At 60.5% G+C, this 20,020-nt stretch carries 23 protein-coding genes; 9 read left to right on the top strand and 14 right to left on the bottom strand.

Features of this window, described 5'->3' with window-relative positions:
- Positions 1-23 precede the first annotated feature (23 nt).
- Both B7H23_RS09185 and B7H23_RS09180 read right to left on the bottom strand, forming a co-directional pair.
- The gene (locus tag B7H23_RS09185) at positions 24-1,085 is read right to left on the bottom strand and encodes a sugar ABC transporter substrate-binding protein (RefSeq protein ID WP_094077139.1); all 1,062 of its coding nucleotides are present in this window, start codon (positions 1,083-1,085) and stop codon (positions 24-26) included.
- A 299-nt stretch (positions 1,086-1,384) separates the two neighbouring features.
- Positions 1,385-1,723, bottom strand: a complete 339-nt coding sequence (locus B7H23_RS09180; protein WP_094077138.1) for a pyocin activator PrtN family protein — start codon at positions 1,721-1,723, stop codon at positions 1,385-1,387.
- 65 nt (positions 1,724-1,788) lie between these two features.
- Between B7H23_RS09180 and dusA the strand changes: the two genes are divergently transcribed.
- A complete protein-coding gene (dusA, locus tag B7H23_RS09175; RefSeq protein WP_094077137.1) occupies positions 1,789-2,796 on the top strand; it encodes a tRNA dihydrouridine(20/20a) synthase DusA in 1,008 nt (335 codons plus the stop codon).
- A 33-nt stretch (positions 2,797-2,829) separates the two neighbouring features.
- Entirely contained in the window at positions 2,830-3,651 is an 822-nt protein-coding gene (locus tag B7H23_RS09170; RefSeq protein ID WP_094077136.1) for a sulfite exporter TauE/SafE family protein, read from the top strand.
- An 18-nt stretch (positions 3,652-3,669) separates the two neighbouring features.
- On the opposite strand, the gene B7H23_RS09165 is transcribed toward B7H23_RS09170, so the two are convergent.
- Positions 3,670-4,368: a retropepsin-like aspartic protease family protein gene (locus B7H23_RS09165; protein WP_094077135.1), complete on the bottom strand. Its 699-nt coding sequence runs from the start codon at positions 4,366-4,368 to the stop codon at positions 3,670-3,672.
- Positions 4,362-4,586: a DUF1289 domain-containing protein gene (locus B7H23_RS09160; protein WP_094077134.1), complete on the bottom strand. Its 225-nt coding sequence runs from the start codon at positions 4,584-4,586 to the stop codon at positions 4,362-4,364. Before B7H23_RS09160 ends, B7H23_RS09165 begins: the two co-directional genes overlap by 7 nt.
- A gap of 155 nt (positions 4,587-4,741) precedes the next feature.
- On the opposite strand from B7H23_RS09160, the gene B7H23_RS09155 reads away from it, so the two are divergent.
- Positions 4,742-5,734: a nicotinate-nucleotide--dimethylbenzimidazole phosphoribosyltransferase gene (locus B7H23_RS09155; protein ID WP_094077133.1), complete on the top strand. Its 993-nt coding sequence runs from the start codon at positions 4,742-4,744 to the stop codon at positions 5,732-5,734.
- A gap of 34 nt (positions 5,735-5,768) precedes the next feature.
- On the opposite strand, the gene B7H23_RS09150 is transcribed toward B7H23_RS09155, so the two are convergent.
- Complete coding sequence (locus tag B7H23_RS09150; protein WP_094077132.1) at positions 5,769-7,310, bottom strand: sensor histidine kinase; 1,542 nt, start codon at positions 7,308-7,310, stop codon at positions 5,769-5,771.
- Positions 7,311-7,521: 211 nt separating this feature from the next.
- Between B7H23_RS09150 and B7H23_RS09145 the strand changes: the two genes are divergently transcribed.
- The 3 genes from B7H23_RS09145 to B7H23_RS09135 all read left to right on the top strand — a co-directional run bounded on the left by B7H23_RS09145 (position 7,522) and on the right by B7H23_RS09135 (position 9,371).
- Positions 7,522-8,133, top strand: a complete 612-nt coding sequence (locus B7H23_RS09145) for a glutathione S-transferase family protein (protein WP_094077131.1) — start codon at positions 7,522-7,524, stop codon at positions 8,131-8,133.
- Between the two features lie 16 nt (positions 8,134-8,149).
- A complete protein-coding gene (locus B7H23_RS09140) occupies positions 8,150-8,800 on the top strand; it encodes a uracil-DNA glycosylase family protein (protein ID WP_094077693.1) in 651 nt (216 codons plus the stop codon).
- Between the two features lie 94 nt (positions 8,801-8,894).
- Positions 8,895-9,371, top strand: coding sequence for an Lrp/AsnC family transcriptional regulator (locus B7H23_RS09135; RefSeq protein ID WP_094077130.1), 477 nt, complete (start codon positions 8,895-8,897; stop codon positions 9,369-9,371).
- A gap of 12 nt (positions 9,372-9,383) precedes the next feature.
- Here the strand turns inward: B7H23_RS09135 and B7H23_RS09130 are convergent, their stop codons facing one another.
- The 7 genes from B7H23_RS09130 to moaA form a co-directional block, all read right to left on the bottom strand.
- The gene (locus B7H23_RS09130) at positions 9,384-10,265 is read right to left on the bottom strand and encodes an NAD(P)-dependent oxidoreductase (RefSeq protein WP_094077129.1); all 882 of its coding nucleotides are present in this window, start codon (positions 10,263-10,265) and stop codon (positions 9,384-9,386) included.
- Between the two features lie 79 nt (positions 10,266-10,344).
- Positions 10,345-11,172, bottom strand: coding sequence for an ABC transporter permease (locus B7H23_RS09125; RefSeq protein ID WP_094077692.1), 828 nt, complete (start codon positions 11,170-11,172; stop codon positions 10,345-10,347).
- Between the two features lie 38 nt (positions 11,173-11,210).
- Positions 11,211-11,927, bottom strand: coding sequence for an ABC transporter permease (locus tag B7H23_RS09120; RefSeq protein ID WP_094077128.1), 717 nt, complete (start codon positions 11,925-11,927; stop codon positions 11,211-11,213).
- A gap of 89 nt (positions 11,928-12,016) precedes the next feature.
- Positions 12,017-12,775 carry a transporter substrate-binding domain-containing protein gene (locus B7H23_RS09115; protein ID WP_094077127.1) on the bottom strand — a complete coding sequence of 253 codons (759 nt, stop codon included), beginning with the start codon at positions 12,773-12,775 and terminating at the stop codon, positions 12,017-12,019.
- A 96-nt stretch (positions 12,776-12,871) separates the two neighbouring features.
- Complete coding sequence (gene mobA, locus B7H23_RS09110; protein ID WP_094077126.1) at positions 12,872-13,507, bottom strand: molybdenum cofactor guanylyltransferase MobA; 636 nt, start codon at positions 13,505-13,507, stop codon at positions 12,872-12,874.
- A gap of 234 nt (positions 13,508-13,741) precedes the next feature.
- Entirely contained in the window at positions 13,742-14,227 is a 486-nt protein-coding gene (locus B7H23_RS09105) for a hypothetical protein (RefSeq protein ID WP_094077125.1), read from the bottom strand.
- A gap of 111 nt (positions 14,228-14,338) precedes the next feature.
- Positions 14,339-15,349: a GTP 3',8-cyclase MoaA gene (gene moaA / locus B7H23_RS09100; RefSeq protein ID WP_094077124.1), complete on the bottom strand. Its 1,011-nt coding sequence runs from the start codon at positions 15,347-15,349 to the stop codon at positions 14,339-14,341.
- A 108-nt stretch (positions 15,350-15,457) separates the two neighbouring features.
- Between moaA and B7H23_RS09095 the strand changes: the two genes are divergently transcribed.
- From B7H23_RS09095 to B7H23_RS09085, 3 genes are all read left to right on the top strand, one after another.
- Complete coding sequence (locus B7H23_RS09095) at positions 15,458-15,808, top strand: gamma-butyrobetaine hydroxylase family protein (protein ID WP_094077123.1); 351 nt, start codon at positions 15,458-15,460, stop codon at positions 15,806-15,808.
- A complete protein-coding gene (locus tag B7H23_RS09090) occupies positions 15,805-16,419 on the top strand; it encodes a pyridoxamine 5'-phosphate oxidase family protein (RefSeq protein ID WP_240535041.1) in 615 nt (204 codons plus the stop codon). The genes B7H23_RS09095 and B7H23_RS09090 overlap by 4 nt, the downstream gene beginning before the upstream one ends.
- Before the next feature lie 75 nt (positions 16,420-16,494).
- Positions 16,495-17,547 (top strand): DUF3179 domain-containing protein, encoded by a 1,053-nt coding sequence (locus B7H23_RS09085; protein WP_206608884.1) that lies wholly within the window; start codon positions 16,495-16,497, stop codon positions 17,545-17,547.
- 60 nt (positions 17,548-17,607) lie between these two features.
- On the opposite strand, the gene B7H23_RS09080 is transcribed toward B7H23_RS09085, so the two are convergent.
- Positions 17,608-18,225 carry a L,D-transpeptidase gene (locus B7H23_RS09080; RefSeq protein ID WP_094077121.1) on the bottom strand — a complete coding sequence of 206 codons (618 nt, stop codon included), beginning with the start codon at positions 18,223-18,225 and terminating at the stop codon, positions 17,608-17,610.
- Positions 18,226-18,377: 152 nt separating this feature from the next.
- Positions 18,378-20,015 carry a fumarate hydratase gene (locus B7H23_RS09075; protein ID WP_338044333.1) on the bottom strand — a complete coding sequence of 546 codons (1,638 nt, stop codon included), beginning with the start codon at positions 20,013-20,015 and terminating at the stop codon, positions 18,378-18,380.
- Positions 20,016-20,020 lie beyond the last annotated feature (5 nt).

The following is a 20,020-nucleotide window of genomic DNA, read 5'->3' as shown; positions in this document are numbered from 1 at the left end:
GGGGGATGACGTGCTCGGGAGGGTTATTGCACGTAGTCTTGCCAGTTTGCCTGCCAGGCGTCGATAAAGGCGGGCAAATCGGCGTTCGGGTTGTGAACCTTGCTGAGGCCACGGATCGTATCCGGAGAGAGAATGCAGCCGTTGAGGAGGCTGTTTGCGTAGGTGTCCACATTCTCAGCCGTAACCGGGATGAGGCCGACACGCGGTTGAGTGTCCTCGATCGGGTGCCCGTGCAGATAGTCATAAAGCTGGATCAGGCCGAAACCGCCGACCATCCAGTGGCCGCCGATCGAAAAATCCAGCTTGCCGTCCTTGATGAACTGCGCAACCTGCTCGTCGATATCGGTGGTGATGATGGCGATGTCGTCGCGACCGGCCTGATCAACGGCGAACTGGCTGCCTAGCCCGGCCACCGCGCCCAGCACGATAATCGCATCGACTTCCCCGGGAGCAAAACGGGCGATAAACTGCTCGGCATATTTCTGGCCATTCTCGCGGTTGAGACGATCCCAGGCCTCCGCGACCACTTCGATGCCGGCCGCGTCGAGCTCAGACTGTACACCGGCCCAGATTTCTTCGGCCGAGGTCACGCCCTTCTGGTTCCAGATCATCGCGACCTTCTTATGCCCGAGATCAGCGGTTGCCTTGCCGATCGCCTGGCCCCAAGTGTCGTTGTTCTGCGTAACCTGCGCAAGGAAGTACTCTCCCTTGTAGTCATTGTCATAATTGGAAACGACCAATCGTCCGACGGCCACGCCCGGAATCTTGTTGTCCTCCAGAAGCCTGGCGACCTGGATCCCGGCCGGAGACGTCAACGGATTGAAGATCAAACCGTCGGGACCGCTCGCGATGATCGATTCGGCCTGGGAAACGTGTTGCTCTTCCGAGTTCTGGTCGTCGAATTCTTTCAATTCGACCCCGAGCGCTTCGGCGACGCACCGTTCAAAACGGTGTCGATTGATCACCCACGGGTTCGTTTCCGGCTGGCCGAGGTCGGCGATGACCAGATCGGTCCGGGCGGCCTCCTGGGCCCACGCGCCACCAGCGAGCGGCAGCGCGACGGTGGTGGCAAGCAAAATCCTCATTAGCGTCCTAGTCATATTCTCCTCCCTGGAGACTTGTGATCGGAGTATGTTCAGGAATTGAATCCCTAATTCATGCGTATCGCAATTAAATGTTTTTTGCAAGTAAATAAAAATGGACCTCTAGACGCTTCTCGTGTCGCTTCACGACTGCCCCGGTCTGTCAAAGAGGATTGAGGTAAGTCTGGGAACGCCATCCATGTCGTCGCCCAACATCTTGGCCTTTGATACGGAAAACGAAATGTCTGAAAGTGAAGGCTGAGAAGAGAAGTGGTACTGATCGATCGGGGCGCCCAAAACTGTCATCCGGGCTTACTCGATTTTGTTCCGGTACGTTTTCTGGCGGAAAACGCGCGCCTCGGGCACTGTGACTTCACGCGCCTGTCTGGGTTAGAGGTCAAGACGTGCAGATAAATGCGTGTTGCAGATTTCTGACACTCTTCTATTCGTACAAGTGGGACGCCAATCTCTTCAGACCCAAGCTCGCGAAGAAGTTTTGGCAATGTCGGATGTGAAATGAAGTTGCGGCGAACCTCTTCGAGCGGAATGAGGGATTTGTCGTTGTGTTGAGGCATAAGCAGGAAGGCTGTGCTTGGCGGCGTTGAGATGGAACCCTTTGAAAATCGGGTAGAGAAACGCATCCTTACTAGTGAAACCCGCAATGACGATCCGTCCAATCTCACGGTGTTCTAGATGAGTGCCATAAATGATTGATAAGTATCATAAATTCGCCATTGCACCGATGATCGATTGGACGGACCGGCACTGTCGATACTTTCACCGGCAGCTGACCCGCAGGGCGCTCCTCTATACAGAAATGGTGGTGGCCGATGCCATTATTCATGGCGACCGCGACAGGTTGCTGGCCTTCGATGTCGCTGAACACCCCGTTGCGTTGCAGATCGGCGGGTCTGACCCGGACAAGCTGGCCGAAGCCACGCGGATCGGCGTCGATTTCGGTTACGATGAGATCAATCTGAATGTCGGCTGCCCGTCGGACCGTGTACAGTCCGGCGCATTCGGCGCCTGTCTGATGCGCGACCCGGCTCTCGTGCAGCGCTGCGTCACCGCAATGAAAAGCGCCGCCCGCAATGTTCCGGTGACGGTCAAATGTCGTATCGGCGTCGACGAACAGCAGCCGGAAACCGTACTGCCCGATTTTGCCGGGCAGATGCGCGCAGGCGGCGCAGACGGGCTTTGGGTTCACGCACGCAAAGCGTGGCTGCAGGGCCTGTCCCCGAAAGAAAACCGCACCATTCCGCCGCTCGATTATCCGCTCGTTCATGCTTTGAAGGCGACGCATCCCGACTGGTTCATCGGCATCAATGGCGGTATCGCTGGAATTGGCGAAGTGCGTGATCATCTGAAGCGCATGGATGGAGTCATGGTCGGACGAAAAGCTTATGGCGAGCCGGCCTTCCTGACCGCGGTCGACACGCTCTTCGGCAATAAGCCCTCCGATCCCGATTGGGCTGCGATCATTGATGCGATGATGGCGTATGCCGCCCGGCACATCGAGAGGGGCGGGCGGCTGTCTGCGGTGACTCGCCACATGGTGGGGCTGTTCACCGGTATGCCTGGAGCGCGGCGCTGGCGGCAGATCCTATCGACAGAAGCGACCCGGCCGGACGCTACCCCGGAAATTATCGCGCAGGCTTTCGAAGCCGTCGATCGTCATGCCGGCGAAACGATGCCGGCTTTCGCCGTTGCATAAGCCTCGCTCCCGGAGTTCGCTTTCGTGAACGCGATGGATCTTCTGACGCCGGAACTGTTCGGTTTTGCGGCTCTTATCATCGTGTCAGGCCTTCTCGCCGGTTTCCTGGCCGGTCTGTTCGGCATAGGCGGCGGCGCCATCCTCGTTCCGGTTTTCTATCAGATGTTGACCATCGCTGACGTCAGCGAAGCCGTTCGGATGCATGTCGCCGTCGGCACGTCGCTCGCGATCATAGCGGCGACGTCGCTGCGCTCCTTCGTGTCGCACCGCGCCTATGGCCAGATGAACGATGCGCTGCTGAAAGTGTTCATCGTGGCGGTGCCGGCGGGCGCACTCTTCGCCAGCGCCGTGACCGCGTCGATTTCCGGCGCGAGCCTGCGCGCCATCTTCGCCACCATCGCGATCGTCATCGCGATTCGCCTTCTGTCGGGCCGCCTGACATTTTCTCTGGGCGACAGCCTGCCCGGCACATTCGGCCGCAGCGTAGTCGGATTTTTGATCGGGCTGCTTTCGGCCCTGATGGGGATCGGCGGCGGGGTTCTGACAAACACCTTCATGACCCTCTACAACCGACCGATGAAAGAGGCGGTTTCGACCTCCGCGGCGGTTGGCGTCCTGATCGCCGTGCCGGGCCTGTTCGGCTATGTCTGGGCGGGCTGGGGCGCGGCGGCTCTCCCGCCTTTTTCACTCGGCTTCGTCAATGTTCTGGCCGCGATTATCGTGGTGCCGGTGACGCTGCTGATGGCGCCGGTCGGCGTCGCTATGGCGCACCGATTGCCTGAACGATCCATGCGGATCGGGTTCGGTCTGTTTCTGCTCGTCGTGTCCGCACGGTTCTTCTATTCGCTGATCTGACAGACGCAGCTTGCCTGCCTAGCCCTTCAGAACGAGGCGGTCGCGTCGAAATTCGAAGGCTTCGAGCGATCCCAGAAAGTTCATGCCGAGCAGAGACTGACTGAGCTGCGCATCCTTTGCCACCATCACGGTGACATCGCGGCGCTCGATCCCACCGACGGAGAAAAGCGAGATATTGGCGCGGGCGGCAAGGGTGGGTCCGTTCGCCGTCATGACCGGCAGGATGAAACGGAGATCGCGCGGATCGATCCCAACCCGTTCGGCGTCGCTCTGGCGCAGAGTCGTGGTCGTCGCGCCGGTATCGACCAGCATACGCACTTGCGCCTTGTCCAGCGTCGCCTGTGCGTAGAAATGGCCGCCAAGCCCTTTTTTCAGCGTAACGGTCGGGCGACCGTCTTCCGATACGGACGTGACCGGCGTGCCTGGCGACAGGCCGGACGTGATATCCAGCGCGAAGCTTTCCAGTTCGTCACGCCGCTCATAGCCGATCACAAGGACGAGCCCGATAACGACCCATGTCGCGAGGCTTCGGAAGAGCTTTCCGAAAGGCATGCCGGAGAACAGGATGACCGGCGCCAGCATGGCCGCCCATAGGGACAGATAGATGACCCGCGCACCGTCTTCGGCCGGCAGGCCGATCGCCTCCATCAGGCCGCTTTCCAGCATGTAGACGATCAGCAGCACGCCGATGCCGCCTATGGCGATCCATTTCAGCATTTGCCGGCGCTGTCCTCTCTCCTCGGTCCTTCGTTCATCGCGATGCCGGCCCTTGCCATACGTGACGGCAGTTCGGCCATTATACCCCGTCGCGTCCGATCATCCATGCCGCCCCATGTCGCGATTTCGCTTCGCGTGCGGCCGCAGCCGACGCAAAGGTTCGATATCTCGTCCACGGTGCAGATGCGATTGCATGGTGAGAGGGGTGCTGGGTTCAAGGCTTTTTCTCCGGCTTGTCAGATGGGGATGCGGGCCGACTGCCGCAAGTTCGGCCCTGGAGCGCTCCCTTGTCGGCGGTGGGCAGAGACAGTATGGGCGGGACCGCGATCCTTATCCGAACCGGCCGAACCGGCCGTTCCAATCGGGAGATACCATGGCGTCCGGCCTTCCCTTCGACGATTTCCGCAATCTGCTGACGATGTTGCCGACGCCTGACCATGCCGCCGGCCAACGTGTGGAAACGGAATTGCGAACCAGAGCGTCAGGTCAGAACCTCGGCCGTCTGGCCGATATTGCGCGCTGGTATGGAACATGGTCGGGCAGGCCGCTGAAACCGGTGTCACGGCCGCTCTGTGCGGTCTTTGCCGGCAATCACGGCCATGCGTATGCACCGGATACGCCCTGGGATGCAGCGCGAACGCAGGCGATGGTCGATCTGGCCGCGGCTGGCGGCAGCGCCGTCAACGGCGCTTGCGTGGCGCAGGATGTAGGCCTTCGCATTCTCGACCTCGCGCTCGATCATCCGACCGCCGATATTCGCGCCGATGCCGCACTCGACGAACGGGCTTGTGCGGCGACCATGGCGTTCGGCATGGAAGCCATGGCCGGCGGCAGCGATCTTCTGGCCATCGGCGCCATGGGCGAGGGCAGCGATGTGTCCTCGGCGGCTCTTCTGACGGCGATGTTTGGCGGCTCAGCGGATGTGTTCGTCGGCGAGGCGACGGACGATCTGTCGGCGGCCCGCGAAGCGGCGGTGAAGGCCGCGCTGCGGCAACACAAGGGGCACCTGTCCGATCCCTTCGAAGCGCTCCGCCGGCTTGGCGGGCGCGAACATGCGGCGATGGCCGGCCTTCTTCTTGCGTCACGGCTGGAAAGCGTGCCGGTGGTCGTGTCGGGTCGAACAGCGCTTGCCGTACTGACCGTCCTGCACAAGGCCAACGCCATGGCTGTCGGCCATTGTATTCTTGCCGATCCGGGACGTCAGCCGGGCGCTGCCCGCGCTGCCCGACGATTGGGTCTGACGCCACTGCTGGATTACGGCATGGACACCGACGATGGCGCTGCCGCGGTGCTGGGCGCAGGTCTGGTCAAGACTGCGGTGAACATGGCATCGGTCATGGCGGAGCCCGTTCAGGCCGAACGATAGCGCCATTTAGCACTGCCGCTCGGCAGCATCGCGGTCAGCCGTCGATTGTTTCTTCGGCTTCAGCCGGCATTGGGGCGGTGTCGGCGGCCAGGGGAGGCGGGTCGACCACCACTCTCTTCTTCGGGAAACTCGCAATGGCGGTTGTGCCGTGGCGCAGTTCCGAGCGCAGGAAGAACTGGCCATCGTGCATATGCATGATGGCCTGAACGATAGGCAGGCCGAGCCCCGCACCCTGTTCGGCGCTTTTGATAGCGATCGACCCTTGACCGAAGGCGGACAGGACCACCGGTATTTCCTCTTCCGCAATGCCTGGGCCGTCATCGGCGACGGAGACATACTGCCCGCCTTTCGTCGTCCAGCCGGCCTTGACCGTGATGCTACCCCCGGCGGGGGTGAATTTGATCGCATTGGACAAAAGGTTCAGCAGAACCTGGCGGACGGACCGCTCGTCGGCGATCAGGGGCGGTAGGCCGGGCTCGATCTTGACGTCGAGCTGGACATCCTTGTTGCGCACCCGAAGCTCCATCATGTGGCAGCACTCATCGATCAGATAAGAGAGCGATAGCGCGGCCTCGTTGATCTGATAGCGGCCGGCCTCGATGCGGGAGAGGTCGAGAATCTCATTGATCAGTTCGAGCAGGTGTTCGCCTGAAGCATGAATGTCGCTGGCATATTCGCGATAGGTATCGTTTTGCATCGGACCGAGAATTTCTTCGGCCATCACTTCGGAGAAGCCAAGGATCGCGTTGAGGGGCGTACGCAGCTCATGGCTCATGGAGGCGAGGAACCGGCTTTTCGCCAGATTGGCCTCTTCAGCGCGACGGCGGGCTTCGTCGGAGATGCCTTTCGCCGTTTCCAGTTCAGCGATCAGCGAATCCTTTTCAGCGCGATAGGAGATTTCCAGCAATTGGCTGGCATGCAACTGCCGGGCCATGAAAATGAAGAAGACGAGGCCGATGATCATCATCAGCGCCAGCATGGCGCTGGTCGGGTCGCCGTTTCGGAACGCTTCGAGACAGAAGGCGCTGACGGCTGGCGCGAAGGAGAGCAGGAGGACGCCGCGAATCGAACTCATGATGAAGGCGCTTGCCGCCAGAACCAGCAGCAGGGTGGCGGCGCGGAAGACCATGTCGCCGGCAACCGCGGTGATCTGCCAGGGTACGAAGACGAACGCGACCCATGGCAGGCTGGCGACGATGTGGGTCAGCCGGAACCACTGCCGATAGGCGTTGAGATCGACCTTGCTCTCCGGCAGCCGCAGCACCTGCCAGGCAACGATCTGACGCGGCACAAAGCAGATCAGCGCGCCCAGCATCCAGACCAGTGCGACCGAAGGCGTGCCGCGATAAAGGCCGAGCGCGACGACTGCCAGAACGATGGCCGGAAACAGCAACGCCGTGGACCGGATGGTCCGTGCATTGATGAGCAGAAGCGTGCGCGCGAAATGCACGTCGCCGGAACGTTCGCGCATCTTGTCGCGCTGCTCGCGCAGCGTTCGGGCCAGCGTTGCGTTGCGCGAGCGCTTGCGTCTATCGACAATGATCTTGTCGGTCGTGCCGACTTCGGTGAAGGACATATGGATCAACGTGACAGAGTTCGGCCATGCTCGCACCTGCCCCACCGGGAGCAGCCGCAGCAACTCCACAATTGTGAAGAGGCACGGTTAAGATCGTGTTTCGGCAATGTGTCCCGTCATTCCTTCGATCGGTGGAAAGAGCGGTCATCCTGTTGCAAGCCGTCCCGAACTGCTACGGATGAGCGATGAAACTGTCTGGGGGAGATGCAAGATGAAGCTGTTCGATGGCGGTATGGCGCCCAATCCGAGGCGGGTGCGCATCTACCTTTCCGAAAAGGGGATCGAGGTTCCGCTGGAGCCGGTGGATATGGGCGCGCTGGAACATACGGGCGAACGGGTTGCGCAGCGTAACGCCCTGAAGCGACTGCCGGTTCTCGAGCTCGACGATGGCACGATCCTGACCGAAACCATCGCGATCTGCCGCTATTTCGAGGAGATGAACCCCGAGCCGCCCCTTTTCGGCACTACCGCTCTGGAGCGGGCGCAGGTGGAGATGTGGCAGCGTCAGATCGAGCTGCACTTCTTCTACCCGGTCGCGCAGGCGTTCCGGCACACCCATCCGGCAATGAAGGATTGGGAAACACCACAGATCGAGGAATGGGGCGCTGCAAACCGCGAAAAGGCAATGGACTATCTGCGCCTTCTCGACGAGCACCTGGCGGATCGCGAATTTCTGATCACGGACCGTTTTACGGTCGCAGACATCACCGCCATGGTCACCGCCGGTTTCATGAAGCCGGCGCGCATTGCCATGCCGGAGGATGTGCCGAACGTGGTGCGCTATGTTGAACGAATGCAGGCGCGTCCGAGCTATAAGGCCTGATTTGGTTTCGCGCCGAATGGATGCCCACGATCTCGACGGAGGTCTGTCGCTCGACGGTTACCTATCGGCAATCCGTCGTTGCACAATCTGCCGCGACGACCCGCTCGGTGGCCCCCTGCCGCACGAACCCCGGCCGACGCTAAGTGCTTCTTCAGCCGCGACGGTCCTTGTCGCAGGGCAGGCGCCCGGACTGCGGGTGCATGAAACCGGCCAATCCTTCAACGACCGGTCGGGCGACCGGTTGCGTGAATGGATGGGGATCGATCGGCGTGTCTTCTACGATGAATCGCGGATCGCCATTGCGGCGATGGGCTTTTGCTTTCCCGGCTATGACAGCCATGGCGGCGATCTGCCGCCGCGCCGCGAATGTGCTCCTGCGTGGAGGGACGGGCTGATGGCGCGGCTACCGAATATCCGGCTTATCCTTTGCATCGGACTTTACAGCCAGCGCTACCATCTCGGGACGTTGCGCCAGCCGCGAATGACCGACACCGTCAGAAACTGGCGCGCGATCCTCGCCGCCACCGAGGCGGAGCAGGGGCGGGCGGTGCTGCCATTGCCCCATCCCTCCTGGCGCAATACGGGCTGGCTGAAACGCAATCCATGGTTCGAGCAGGAACTGGTACCCGCGTTGCGGACGCGATTGCGGACCGAGCTTGATCTTTGAGACCATGCAGGGCAGCTTTGCCGTCGCGCGCTTGCCCGTTAGTCGGGTTTGCTGCAAAAGGCGCTTGGAATCGCACGCAGCCGCAGAGGACGAGATGGACAGACTGGATCGGAAGATTCTGCGCATCCTGCAGGAAGACACCACTCATGCCGTTGCCGACATCGCCAAGAAGGTTGGCCTGTCGACGACGCCCTGCTGGCGGCGCATTCAGAAGCTGGAAGAGGAAGGCGTCATCAAACGGCGGGTCGCCATTCTCGATCCGGTCCAGGTCAACGCCGCGGTCACGGTGTTCGTGTCCATCCGAACCAATTCGCACTCCGTCGAATGGCTGAAGCGGTTTGCCGAAGTGATCTCGTCTTTTCCAGAAGTGCAGGAATTCTATCGCATGAGCGGCGATGTGGACTATCTTCTGCGCGTGGTGGTGCCCGATATCGCGGCCTATGACGCTTTCTATCGCAAACTCATCGAAAAGATCGAGATCAGCGACGTCTCGTCCGCTTTCGCAATGGAGCGGATCAAATACACCACCGAACTGCCGCTCGACTATATGGCGGTGGAAAAGGGCGAATAGTCTGCCCCACGGTCATTCCTTATCGAATGAATCGAGCCGCGCAATCAGGGACGACGTGTCCCAGCGATTGCCGCCCATCTTCTGCACATCCTTGTAGAACTGGTCGACCAGCGCCGTAACCGGAAGGCTGGCGCCCACTTCCTCGGCCTGCTGCAGTACGATGGCCAGATCCTTGCGCATCCAGTCCACGGCGAAACCGTGGTCGAACTCACCCCGATCCATCGTTGCGTGGCGGTTTTCCATCTGCCATGAACCGGCCGCGCCCTTGGAAATAACCTCAATCAGTTTCTCAACATCAAGGCCCGACTTCTTCGCCAGATGAATGGCTTCCGAAAGGCCCTGAACCAGACCGGCGATCGCCGTCTGATTGCACATTTTGGCCAGCTGTCCCGATCCCGTCGGGCCCATGAGGCCCACCATCTTCGCGTAGCATTCGATCACGGGCTTGGCTTTGGCGAAGGTGACCTCTTCGCCGCCGCACATGACCGTCAAAACCCCGTTCTCGGCACCGGCCTGTCCGCCCGAGACGGGCGCGTCGATGAAGCCGACGCCCTTTTTTTCGGCTTCTTTGCCGATCTCCTTGGCAAGAATGGCGCTGACGGTGGTGTTGTCGATCAGAACGGTGCCTTCGTTCATTGAGGAAAGGGCGCCATCCTCACCGAGAACCACGGAGCGTAGATCATCATCATTGCCGACGCAGGTGAAGACGAAGTCGGCACCCTTTGCGGCTGCGGCAGGCGTGTCGGCCCGCGCGCCGCCATAGGTTGTCGCCCATTCGTCGGCCTTCGCGGCAGTCCTGTTGTAAACCGTGACGTCATGGCCGCCTTTCTGCGTAAGGTAGCCCGCCATCGGGAATCCCATGACGCCCAGACCGATGAATGCTGCTTTGGCCATGCCACTTCCCCTCATCAACGGAATCAAGTCGTTCCGACGAGGATTCCGGTTTGCTGAATATCTTATTGATATTGCTGATCTATCGTTTCAAATGCCTCGTCAGCCGCTCTTCGAGAACGTCCCAGACCCGGCGAAGCACTTCGACAATCGCCAGATAAAGCAGGGCTGCCCAGAGATAGGCCTGGAAGTCGAAGGATCGCGAGAAGACAAAGCGGGTCTGCCCCATCAGATCGTAGACGGTGATGACGGCAACGATGGCCGACGCCTTGATCATCAGGACGATCTCGTTGCCATAGGGTCGGAGCGCCACGATCAGTGCCTGCGGCAGGATGATCTTTCGAAAGGTGATCCAGCGCGACAGGCCCATTGTCTTTGCCGCCTCGCGCTGGCCGCTCGGAACGGTGCGGATTGCGCCGCGCAGGATTTCCGCCTGGTAGGCTGCGGTGTGAAGCGAGAAAGCGAAAATGGCGCAATACCAAGCTTCCCGGAAAAACCACCACAGTCCGATGCTCTTCAGTTCTGCGTTCAGCGCACCGAGTCCATAATAGACCAGAAAGGTCTGTGCGATCAGCGGTGTGCCGCGAAAGAAGGTCGTATAGAGGAGCGCTGCGCCGTTAAGGATCGGATTGCCGGAAAGACGCGCCAACGCCAGCGGCAAAGACAGAAGGCCGCCAATCGTGACCGATATGCCGACAAGAAGCAGGGTGGTCCAAAGCCCGTCCAGGTAGCGTGGCCCGTATCGGGTCATGAATTCGGGCGAAAAGACGCTGACGAGGTAGAACACCAGAAGGGCCAGCAGTCCGAGCCAGACCGCAGCGACTGCGTAGCCGCCGAGCCGGGCGATCGACCAGCCGCGTGGAGCCGGGGCGGGTGCAGGGCGCGCCTCGATACTCAGGGCTGGTGGCATGCCGGCGGTCATCTCACCGGTTGGAACCGATGGCGCGCTCATGAGCGAACCAGCCCGCGGTCGAACCGCTTTTCCAGCCGGCCGATCAGCAGGGTGAAGACAAGCGACAGCATCAGGTAGATGAAACAGGCGACCGAATAGAAGAGAAGGGCTTCCTGGGTCACACGAGCAGCGATGGAACTTTGCCGCAAAATGTCGGAAAGGCCGATAACGGAGACCAGCGCCGTGTCCTTGAGCAGAATGAGCCACAGATTACCGAGACCGGGCAGAGCCAGCCGGAACAGCTGGGGCATGATGACCCGCCGCATGGTCGTCAGTCGTCCGATTCCGAGCGAGCGGGCCGCTTCGGATTGGCCCCCAGCAATGCCGGAGAAGGCGGAGACGAAAACCTCGCTGGCATAAGCGGCGAAGACAAGACCCAGCGCGACCATGCCGGCGACAAAGGCGTTGATCTCGACCACGGCCGGGATACCCATCAATTTCAGAGCTGCCGACAGGCCGATCTGCACGCCGTAATAGATCAGGAACAGCGTGAGCAGTTCAGGCAGGCCACGAAAAATCGTCGTGAAAAGCGTGGCGCTGAAACGCAACGAGCGCTCTTCACTGCGCCGCCCCAGTGAAACGAGGAAACCGAGCGTCAGACCGAGTGGGAGGGTCGATAGCGCCAGACAAACCGTCAGGACGGCGCCCCAAAGAAGCTGGTCGCCCCATCCCTCAGCGCCGAAGCCAAGCAAAGGCAGGATACCGTTCTCCATCCACTACGTCCCCGTCTGCTGAAACAAAACCGCCTGGCCGGACAGGTCGTTATCCGGCCAGGCGAAAATTCGGGTTCCGAACCCTAGCATCAGCCTCCGTAAATATCGAAGCCGAAGTATTTTTCGTTGATCTTCTGATAGGTGCCGTTATCGCGGATCGCCTTGATGGCCGCGGAGAACTTGTCAGCCAGATCCTGCTCGTCCTTACGCACGGCAATGGCGATCTGATCGTCCTGAAGGAGCGGTTCGCCGACCACCTCATAGCCTTCGTTCTGCTTGATGAACTCGTCCTGCACGCCGAAATCGGCCACGACGCCATCCAAGCGACCATTCTTCAGATCGAGATAGGCCTCTTCCTGCGTCGGATAGGGCTTCATCGTCACATCGCCCATCTCTTCGGTCATGAAGGTTTCGGCCACGGTGCCCTGCTGAACGCCGATGGTCTTGTCGGCCAGGGTTTCAGCCGTCGCATCCTTGATGTCGCCATCGCTGGCTGCAACCAGGCGCAGGGAGTTCGTATAATAGGGCTCGGAGAAGCTGACCTGCTCCTGCCGCTCCGGGGTGATGCTCATCGATGCGACAATCGCGTCGAACTTGCCGGCCTGCAGAGCGGGAATGATGCCATCCCAGTCCTGCGTGACGAATTCGCATTCGGCGTTCATCTCTTCGCAGAGCGCGCGGGCGATATCGATATCGAAGCCCTCGAGCTCATTGTTGGAATTGAGCTGGTTAAATGGGGGGTAAGCGCCTTCACTGCCGATCTTCAGGCTCATTTTGTCCTGGGCAAGGGCAGCCGGAACGGTGAGCGCCACAACGGAAAGGGCAAGAAATGTTCGGCGTAACAACATAGGTATACGATCCTCCTTTGTTGCGATGGCTGAATGCCATCGCTGATTATCCCTGATGAATTAGTCGCAGACTGCGAGGGGAAAAGGCAATCCCATTTACGTGCCTTTTCTGTTGGCACCTTTCTGCTCCGCGATGACTGCCCGCCGCCGCGCCTGTTCCAGATCCTGCGGCGTGTTGATGTTGAAGAACGGGTCGTCACCCTCGGAGCCATGAAAGTCGGCCAATGCGAAATCGTGCCGGTGAATGAAGCCAAGGACTTTGTAACTCTCCGATTTATCCAGCCATTCTCTCAACGCTGGACGTATGGCGAGTGGCCAACGGCAAACGGTCGGATGGCGGCGACCATCCGACGTGGCGAGGACGATCCGGTCCGTGGCGCCTTCCGACGCAAGCTCCAGCCGCAAGACGAGATCGAGCGGCAGGAATGGCGTGTCTCCCGATACCGAAACGATGTGAGATGGTGGGTTCTGCTGCTGTACCGCCCATTCCATCCCCGCCAGAACGCCTGACAGCGGCCCCAGCCGTTTTTCGTCCTCCAGAACCGGCAGGCCGTAATGCGCGTAGCGATCCGGATCGCCGTTCGCACTGATGGCGAGCTGGCCGACCTGAGGCGCGAGCCGCTCGATCACGTGGTCGATGACTGGCCTGTCATCGAGGTCGAGGAGCGGCTTATCGCCGCCGCCCATCCGCCTTGCTTCTCCGCCCGCGAGGACAATACCTGCCGGTTGCATTTTCGCAGTGTCCCTTCTGGTCCGCAGGCCCGTTAATGGCCTAACGCATCATATCGAGAGCAATCTCGCTACTTTTGCAACCTTTACAAGAGTTTCCTTTGAAATGGATCTTCTGCACCCGCCGCGACCAGCGGAAGCAAAATCCGCCAGCGTACAATCCTGTTGTCTGCATCAGCGATGGTTGAATGGAGGGCAATCTATGCGGTGGCCATGCCCGTCCGGTATTTCGAGAATTTACGGTCCCGTCAGGGTTCGCATGATCCGGCCGACCTGCGGGTCTATGACCGGTTTCTGTGAGGTGGGGTAGCGTAAGATCGCAGTATGGAGAACACCGCCGGCGCCGCGCTCTGTGCGCTGATAGAAGACGTTGCCATTTTCATCGAAACCGGAAATGGCGAACCAATCGCGGGTCACACGATCCAGCGTAATCTCTTCGAGCTGCTGCCGTGCCTGGGCGGCCAGGTCACGATAGTCGTCGCTGCGGCTGCCATAGACAATCAGTTCCGCCTCGTCGGGGCCAAGGAACGTCTGGCCATCGCCATTTGCCGGCGGAGTCAGCGTGTCGAACAGATCAGTCGGGAAGCGGATGGTGGTGCCGAAGCGGTCGTTCCGATAAGTCAGCGTATCGGCAACAGCCGGCAGCGTAAACGCAGCGAGAGCCAGCACCGCGAGAGCGATGCGGCAGCGGCGGGCGGGACGGATGGGTAAGATCACGTTCATGTCATTCTCCGGCCTTGTCGAAGAGCCAATGCGTGGCGAGCGGAATGGATGCGTCCATTCGCGATGACGACGCTTTCCATTCCTACTCTCGAGGGATTCGTGCAGCCCGGCCTAGCCGCCAGTCACGCTCATATGCCTGGCGACGGAGGGTTTTGCCGTCCGGTCGATCACGAAATCATGGCCCTTCGGCTTGCGGCCGATGGCATCATCAATCGCCCGTGTCAGCAGTTCGTCGCTTTCGGACGCCCGCAGGGGGGCTCGAAGGTCGACGGCGTCGTCCTGACCGAGGCACATATAGAGCGTGCCTGTGCAGGTCAGCCGGACACGGTTACAACCTTCGCAGAAATTGTGCGTCAGCGGCGTGATAAAGCCGAGCCGCCCGCCGGTTTCGGCGATTTCGACATAGCGCGCGGGGCCACCTGTCTTGAGGGGAATGTCGCGGAGCGTCCATTGCTCTTCAAGCTGTTCGCGAAGAACCGAAAGCGGCAGGTATTGATGGGTCCGGTCGGCGTCGATCTCGCCCATCGGCATCGTTTCGATGACGGTGAAATCCATCCCCTGACCATGCGCCCATTCGATCATGGCGGGCAGTTCGCGATCATTGAAATCCTTCAACGCGACGGCGTTGATCTTGATGCCGATACCCGCGTCCTGAGCGGCGGCGATGCCCTCCATGACCTTGCCGAGATTGCCCCAGCGGGTGATCTGGCGGAACTTGTCGTGGTTGAGGGTATCGACCGAGACATTGACCCGCCTGACGCCGCAATCGGCAAGCTCCTTGGCATATTTCGCCAACTGGCTGCCATTGGTCGTCAGGGTAAGTTCCTCGAGATCGCCCGTTTCAAGATGGCGCGACAGGTTGCGGACCAGACTCATAATGTTCTTGCGAACGAGGGGCTCACCGCCTGTCAGGCGAAGTTTGCGTACGCCCTTGGCGACGAAGGTCGAGCAGAGACGGTCCAGTTCCTCCAGCGTCAGCAGGTCCTTCCTAGGCAGGAAGGTCATGTTCTCCGCCATGCAATAGGTGCAGCGGAAGTCGCAGCGATCCGTCACCGAGACGCGCAGATAGGTTACATGCCGACCGAACGGGTCGATCATGGCTGGCTGAGTGTTACCGGACATTGTGAAGGCCCTTGTCGTTATCCTACAGTCATTGCGCACCTTGCGCTGGCCGTATCCTATCAATATGCCTAGTTTCCGCGTCCTGCAACCGAGTGGAAGGAACATCCGGTGGCCACGGCACCGAAAGCCATTCGCGTTGCCCCGGACCGGCGTTCGCTCAGTATTGATTGGCCAGATGGCGCAACAGCGAAATTTCCGGCCGAAATGCTCCGCGTCTTCAGCCCGTCCGCCGAAGTTCAGGGTCATTCGACCGATCAGCGAAAGCTTCAGTCGGGTAAGAAGGGTGTGCTGATCTTAACCGTCAGCCCCGTCGGCAATTACGCCGTGCGTATCGGGTTCGACGATATGCACGATACCGGGCTCTATACCTGGACATTCTTCGCCGAACTTGCGGGTTCGATGGAGGAGCGATGGTCCGCTTATCTTGCCGAACTGGAAGAAAAGGGGCTGAGCCGTTGAAATGGCAAGCTGTTGATAGCGAGACGCTGAACCAGATCTACGGCGAGCCGGCGCCAGCCTCCATCGTCAAGGAAAAGGATCGGTTGATTCCATCCTACCGAAGGGTGGTCGAGGCTTCTCCGTTCTTTGCCATCGCCAGCGTCGGCCCGGACCGTCTGGATTGTTCGCCGCGTGGCGAGCGGGGTGGCGCTGTTATCATCGCCGATGAGCGGACGCTGATCATTCCAGACTGGCGCGGCAACAACCGGATCGACACGCTTCGCAACATTGTCGGCGATCCTCGCGTGGCTCTGCTTTTCCTGGTTCCTGGATCGGCCACGACCTTCCGCGTCAACGGCCAGGCCATCGTATCGTGCGATCCCGATCTGCTGGATTCCCTGCAGCAGAACGGCAAAACGCCCCGCAGCGCCATCGTCGTTTCGATCCAAACGGCTTTTTTCCAGTGCGCCCGGGCCGTGATGCGGGCCGATCTCTGGAATCCAGCGCATTTTTCCGAAGCGGAAACCTTGCCGACAGCGGGGCAGATGCTGGCCGAGGCGAGCGACGAACGTGAGGGCGGCGAGGCATACGATCGCGCCTGGCCGGAACGCGCCGCAAGAACGCTCTTCTGATCCTGCCCCGGCGCGCCACGACGTAACGTTTCTCTTCGATCCTCCGTAATTCTCATGGAGAATGGGAGAGGACGAATGAACAAAACAATGGCAGCACTTTTGGCCGGTCTGCTATGCGCCGGTCTCGCGGCCGTTCCGGCTTCCGGGCAGGGCAATGACTCAGCGACCACCCAGATTGCCGGTAGCGGGGAATGGAAAACCGATTTCGACAAGGCCATCGTGCCGCTTTCCGAAATTCAGTCCGGCGGGCCGCCGAAGGACGGTATTCCCGCCATCGACAAGCCTCGCTTCGAGCCAGCTTCGCAGATCGACGATCTCGGCAAAAGTGAGCCGGTCATGGTGCTGCGCCATGGCGGGGAGGTGCGCGCCTATCCGATGCGCATCATGATGTATCACGAGATCGTCAATGACGAGGTGGCCGGCACGCCCGTGGCGGTGACCTATTGTCCGCTCTGCAATGCGGCGATCGTCTTCGACCGTCGGATCGACGGCAAAGCGACGACCTTCGGCACGACCGGCCGGCTGCGCAATTCTGACCTCGTCATGTATGACCGGGCGAGCGAGAGCTGGTGGCAGCAATTCACCGGCGAAGCCATTGTCGGCCGCCATGCCGGAGAGGTGCTGGACTCGCTTCCTTCGTCCACCGAGGCGTTCGGCCCGTTCCGCAAGGCCAATCCGGACGCGAAGGTTCTCATCCCGAACAATCCTGAGCTTCGCCCTTATGGCCGCAACCCGTATGTCGCTTACGACACGACGCGCCAGCCTTTCCTCTATCGTGGCGATCTGCCGGAAGGGATGCCGGCCATGGCGCGTGTCGTTGTGGTGCCGAAAGAAGGCGGCGGCGAGCCGCTGATCGTGGCGCTGGACGCTTTGCAGAACGGCCGCTTCGAAAAGGGTGGCGTGACGATCCGCCAAACGGGAACCGTCGCCTCGGCGCTAGACGATGCCCGTATCGAACAGGGCAGGGCGGTGATGCAGATTTTGGTCACGCGCGGCGGGCAGCCAGCGATTGCGCACGAGACCTTCGCCTTCGTCGCGCATGCTTTCCACCCGAACGTGCCGATCATCGGCCGGGAAACCATGAAAGCGCCGACCTCATCGGTCGAGCATCCGTCACTCCGGCCCTGAATGCGAAAAGGGTCGCCAGTGGCGACCCTTCCGATAATGGTAAGACGAGATCGGCCGGCCTTACTGGCGCACCACGACCCGCGTGCCGACGCCGACGCGCTTATAGAGATCGACCACATCGTCATTGGCCATGCGAATGCAACCGGAACTCATCGCCTGGCCAATCGTCCAGGGTTGGTTGGTGCCATGAATTCGATAGATGGTCGAGCCGATATAAAGGGCGCGGGCACCCAGCGGATTTTCCGGCCCGCCCGGCACGAAAGCCGGGAGCGTGCGGCCCGTCTGGCGCTTGACGCGGGCGCGCATCACCGCCGGCGGTGTCCAGCCAGGCCATTCCGCCTTGCGGGTGATCTTATGGGAGCCGGACCAGCGGAATCCGTCGCGACCGACACCGACGCCGTAGCGGATGGCCTTGCCGTTGCCGAGCGAATAATAGAGCCGGCGTTCCGCGGTATCGATGTAGATCGTGTTGGCCGGATATTTGTCGAACTTCACCGTCTTGCGCTTGATCGGGCTTTTGTCCGAGCGAAACTTGCCGTGGCTGATCGGTTTCTGGCCGCCACGCAGGAAATTCGCAAAGCTGCTTTCGGCAGACGCCGGCGAGGTGGTGACGGTAGCGCCGGACAGGGCAAGGCCAAGGGCCAGCAGTGCGGCGGCGGCGGTTCTCATCAATTTCATAATTTGGCAGTCCCCCGATTCTCAGATCTCGCCACGACCTTCCGCAAGGACCGGTTAAGGGTCAAATAACAGGACGATCACATTTGCGTGAACCGCTCGACCGAAATGCCGAACGTTGCAAATCAGCCATAGTGCGGGATGCAATTGCGACGTCAGCTCAGATTGAGGGCCTTGAAGAAATCATTGCCCTTATCGTCGATAACGATGAAGGCTGGGAAATCTTTCACCTCGATCTTCCAGATCGCCTCCATGCCGAGCTCCGGATACTCCACGACTTCGACACTCTTGATGCAGTCCTGCGCAAGGCGCGCGGCGGGGCCGCCGATGGAGCCGAGATAGAAACCGCCGTGCCGTCCGCAGGCTTGGCGCACCTGCGCCGAGCGATTGCCCTTGGCGAGCATCACCATGGAACCGCCGAAGCTCTGGAACTGGTCGACATAGGAATCCATGCGCCCGGCCGTGGTCGGGCCGAAGGAACCGGACGCATAGCCTTCCGGCGTCTTGGCCGGCCCGGCATAGTAAATCGGGTGGTTCTTGAAATAGTCGGGCATCTCTTCGCCGGCCTCCAGCCGGGCGCGGATTTTCGCATGGGCCAGATCGCGCGCCACGATGATCGGCCCGGTCAGCGAAAGGCGAGTCTTTACCGGATGTTGCGAGAGCGTCTGAAGGATCTGATTCATTGGCTGGTTGAGGTCGATCCGCACGACATCGCCGCCGAGATGGGCGTCCTCGATATCCGGTAGGTATTTGCCAGGATCGCGCTCCAACGCCTCGATGAAGATACCGTCCCTGGTGATCTTGCCCTTGGCGTGACGATCCGCCGAGCAGGACACGCCGATGCCGATCGGCAGCGACGCACCGTGGCGCGGCAGGCGGATCACGCGCACGTCATGGCAGAAATATTTGCCGCCGAACTGCGCGCCGACACCCATCTGCTGGGTGAGCTTATGGACCTCGGCCTCCATCTCCAGATCGCGGAAGGCGTGGCCGCTTTCGGAACCCTCGGTCGGCAAGCCGTCCAGATAGCGGGTCGAGGCCAGTTTGACGGTCTTGAGGTTCATTTCGGCGCTCGTGCCGCCGATGACGATGGCGAGATGGTATGGTGGGCAGGCGGCGGTGCCGAGCGTCAGGATCTTCTCCTTGAGGAACTCGATCATTCGATCGTGCGTCAAAAGGGAAGGGGTGCCCTGGTAGAGGAACGTCTTGTTGGCCGAACCGCCGCCCTTGGCGACGAAGAGGAACTTGTAGGCGTCTTCGCCTTCCTCGTAGATGTCGATCTGCGCCGGCAGATTGTTGCGGGTGTTCTTCTCCTCGAACATCTTCAGCGGCGCCAATTGGCTATAGCGCAGGTTCTTCTTTTCATAGGCGTCGAGAATGCCCTGGCCGAGTGCGTCGGCATCGCCGCCTTCGGTCCAAACACGCCGGCCTTTCTTGCCCATAACGATCGCCGTACCTGTGTCCTGGCACATCGGCAGGATGCCGCCGGCAGCGATATTGGCGTTTTTCAAGAGATCGAAAGCGACGAAGCGGTCGTTCTCGGTCGCCTCGGGATCGTCCAGAATCTTGCGGAGCTGTTCAAGATGGCCGGGTCGCAGAAGGTGGTTGATGTCGGCGAACGCCGTTTCGGAGAGCAGGCGCAGCGCCTCCGGCTCGACCGTCAGCATCTCCTCGCCGCGAAACGAATCAACCGAAACGAAATCATCGGTGAGCTTGCGCCAGGGCGTCTCGTCTTTCCCGGATAGCGGAAAAATATCGGTGATCGCGGCTTCGGCCATGGAGTGCTCTCCCATCTACG

This window comes from Notoacmeibacter marinus, assembly GCF_002238045.1.
In the GTDB taxonomy this organism is placed as follows: Bacteria; Pseudomonadota; Alphaproteobacteria; order Rhizobiales; family Rhizobiaceae; genus Notoacmeibacter; species Notoacmeibacter marinus.
This window is presented reverse-complemented; position numbering and strand designations above follow the sequence as displayed.

What these genes read in the sequence shown, in the direction of transcription:
- B7H23_RS09185 (WP_094077139.1), bottom strand. Translation starts at nt 1,085, where the DNA reads ATGAGGATTTTGCTTGCCACCACCGTCGCGCTGCCGCTCGCTGGTGGC.
- B7H23_RS09180 (WP_094077138.1), bottom strand. Translation starts at nt 1,723, where the DNA reads ATGCGTTTCTCTACCCGATTTTCAAAGGGTTCCATCTCAACGCCGCCA.
- dusA (WP_094077137.1), top strand. Translation starts at nt 1,789, where the DNA reads ATGATTGATAAGTATCATAAATTCGCCATTGCACCGATGATCGATTGG.
- B7H23_RS09170 (WP_094077136.1), top strand. Translation starts at nt 2,830, where the DNA reads ATGGATCTTCTGACGCCGGAACTGTTCGGTTTTGCGGCTCTTATCATC.
- B7H23_RS09165 (WP_094077135.1), bottom strand. Translation starts at nt 4,368, where the DNA reads ATGCTGAAATGGATCGCCATAGGCGGCATCGGCGTGCTGCTGATCGTC.
- B7H23_RS09155 (WP_094077133.1), top strand. Translation starts at nt 4,742, where the DNA reads ATGGCGTCCGGCCTTCCCTTCGACGATTTCCGCAATCTGCTGACGATG.
- B7H23_RS09150 (WP_094077132.1), bottom strand. Translation starts at nt 7,310, where the DNA reads ATGTCCTTCACCGAAGTCGGCACGACCGACAAGATCATTGTCGATAGA.
- B7H23_RS09145 (WP_094077131.1), top strand. Translation starts at nt 7,522, where the DNA reads ATGAAGCTGTTCGATGGCGGTATGGCGCCCAATCCGAGGCGGGTGCGC.
- B7H23_RS09140 (WP_094077693.1), top strand. Translation starts at nt 8,150, where the DNA reads ATGGATGCCCACGATCTCGACGGAGGTCTGTCGCTCGACGGTTACCTA.
- B7H23_RS09135 (WP_094077130.1), top strand. Translation starts at nt 8,895, where the DNA reads ATGGACAGACTGGATCGGAAGATTCTGCGCATCCTGCAGGAAGACACC.
- B7H23_RS09130 (WP_094077129.1), bottom strand. Translation starts at nt 10,265, where the DNA reads ATGGCCAAAGCAGCATTCATCGGTCTGGGCGTCATGGGATTCCCGATG.
- B7H23_RS09125 (WP_094077692.1), bottom strand. Translation starts at nt 11,172, where the DNA reads ATGCCACCAGCCCTGAGTATCGAGGCGCGCCCTGCACCCGCCCCGGCT.
- B7H23_RS09120 (WP_094077128.1), bottom strand. Translation starts at nt 11,927, where the DNA reads ATGGAGAACGGTATCCTGCCTTTGCTTGGCTTCGGCGCTGAGGGATGG.
- B7H23_RS09115 (WP_094077127.1), bottom strand. Translation starts at nt 12,775, where the DNA reads ATGTTGTTACGCCGAACATTTCTTGCCCTTTCCGTTGTGGCGCTCACC.
- mobA (WP_094077126.1), bottom strand. Translation starts at nt 13,507, where the DNA reads ATGCAACCGGCAGGTATTGTCCTCGCGGGCGGAGAAGCAAGGCGGATG.
- B7H23_RS09105 (WP_094077125.1), bottom strand. Translation starts at nt 14,227, where the DNA reads ATGAACGTGATCTTACCCATCCGTCCCGCCCGCCGCTGCCGCATCGCT.
- moaA (WP_094077124.1), bottom strand. Translation starts at nt 15,349, where the DNA reads ATGTCCGGTAACACTCAGCCAGCCATGATCGACCCGTTCGGTCGGCAT.
- B7H23_RS09085 (WP_206608884.1), top strand. Translation starts at nt 16,495, where the DNA reads ATGAACAAAACAATGGCAGCACTTTTGGCCGGTCTGCTATGCGCCGGT.
- B7H23_RS09080 (WP_094077121.1), bottom strand. Translation starts at nt 18,225, where the DNA reads ATGAAATTGATGAGAACCGCCGCCGCCGCACTGCTGGCCCTTGGCCTT.
- B7H23_RS09075 (WP_338044333.1), bottom strand. Translation starts at nt 20,015, where the DNA reads ATGGGAGAGCACTCCATGGCCGAAGCCGCGATCACCGATATTTTTCCG.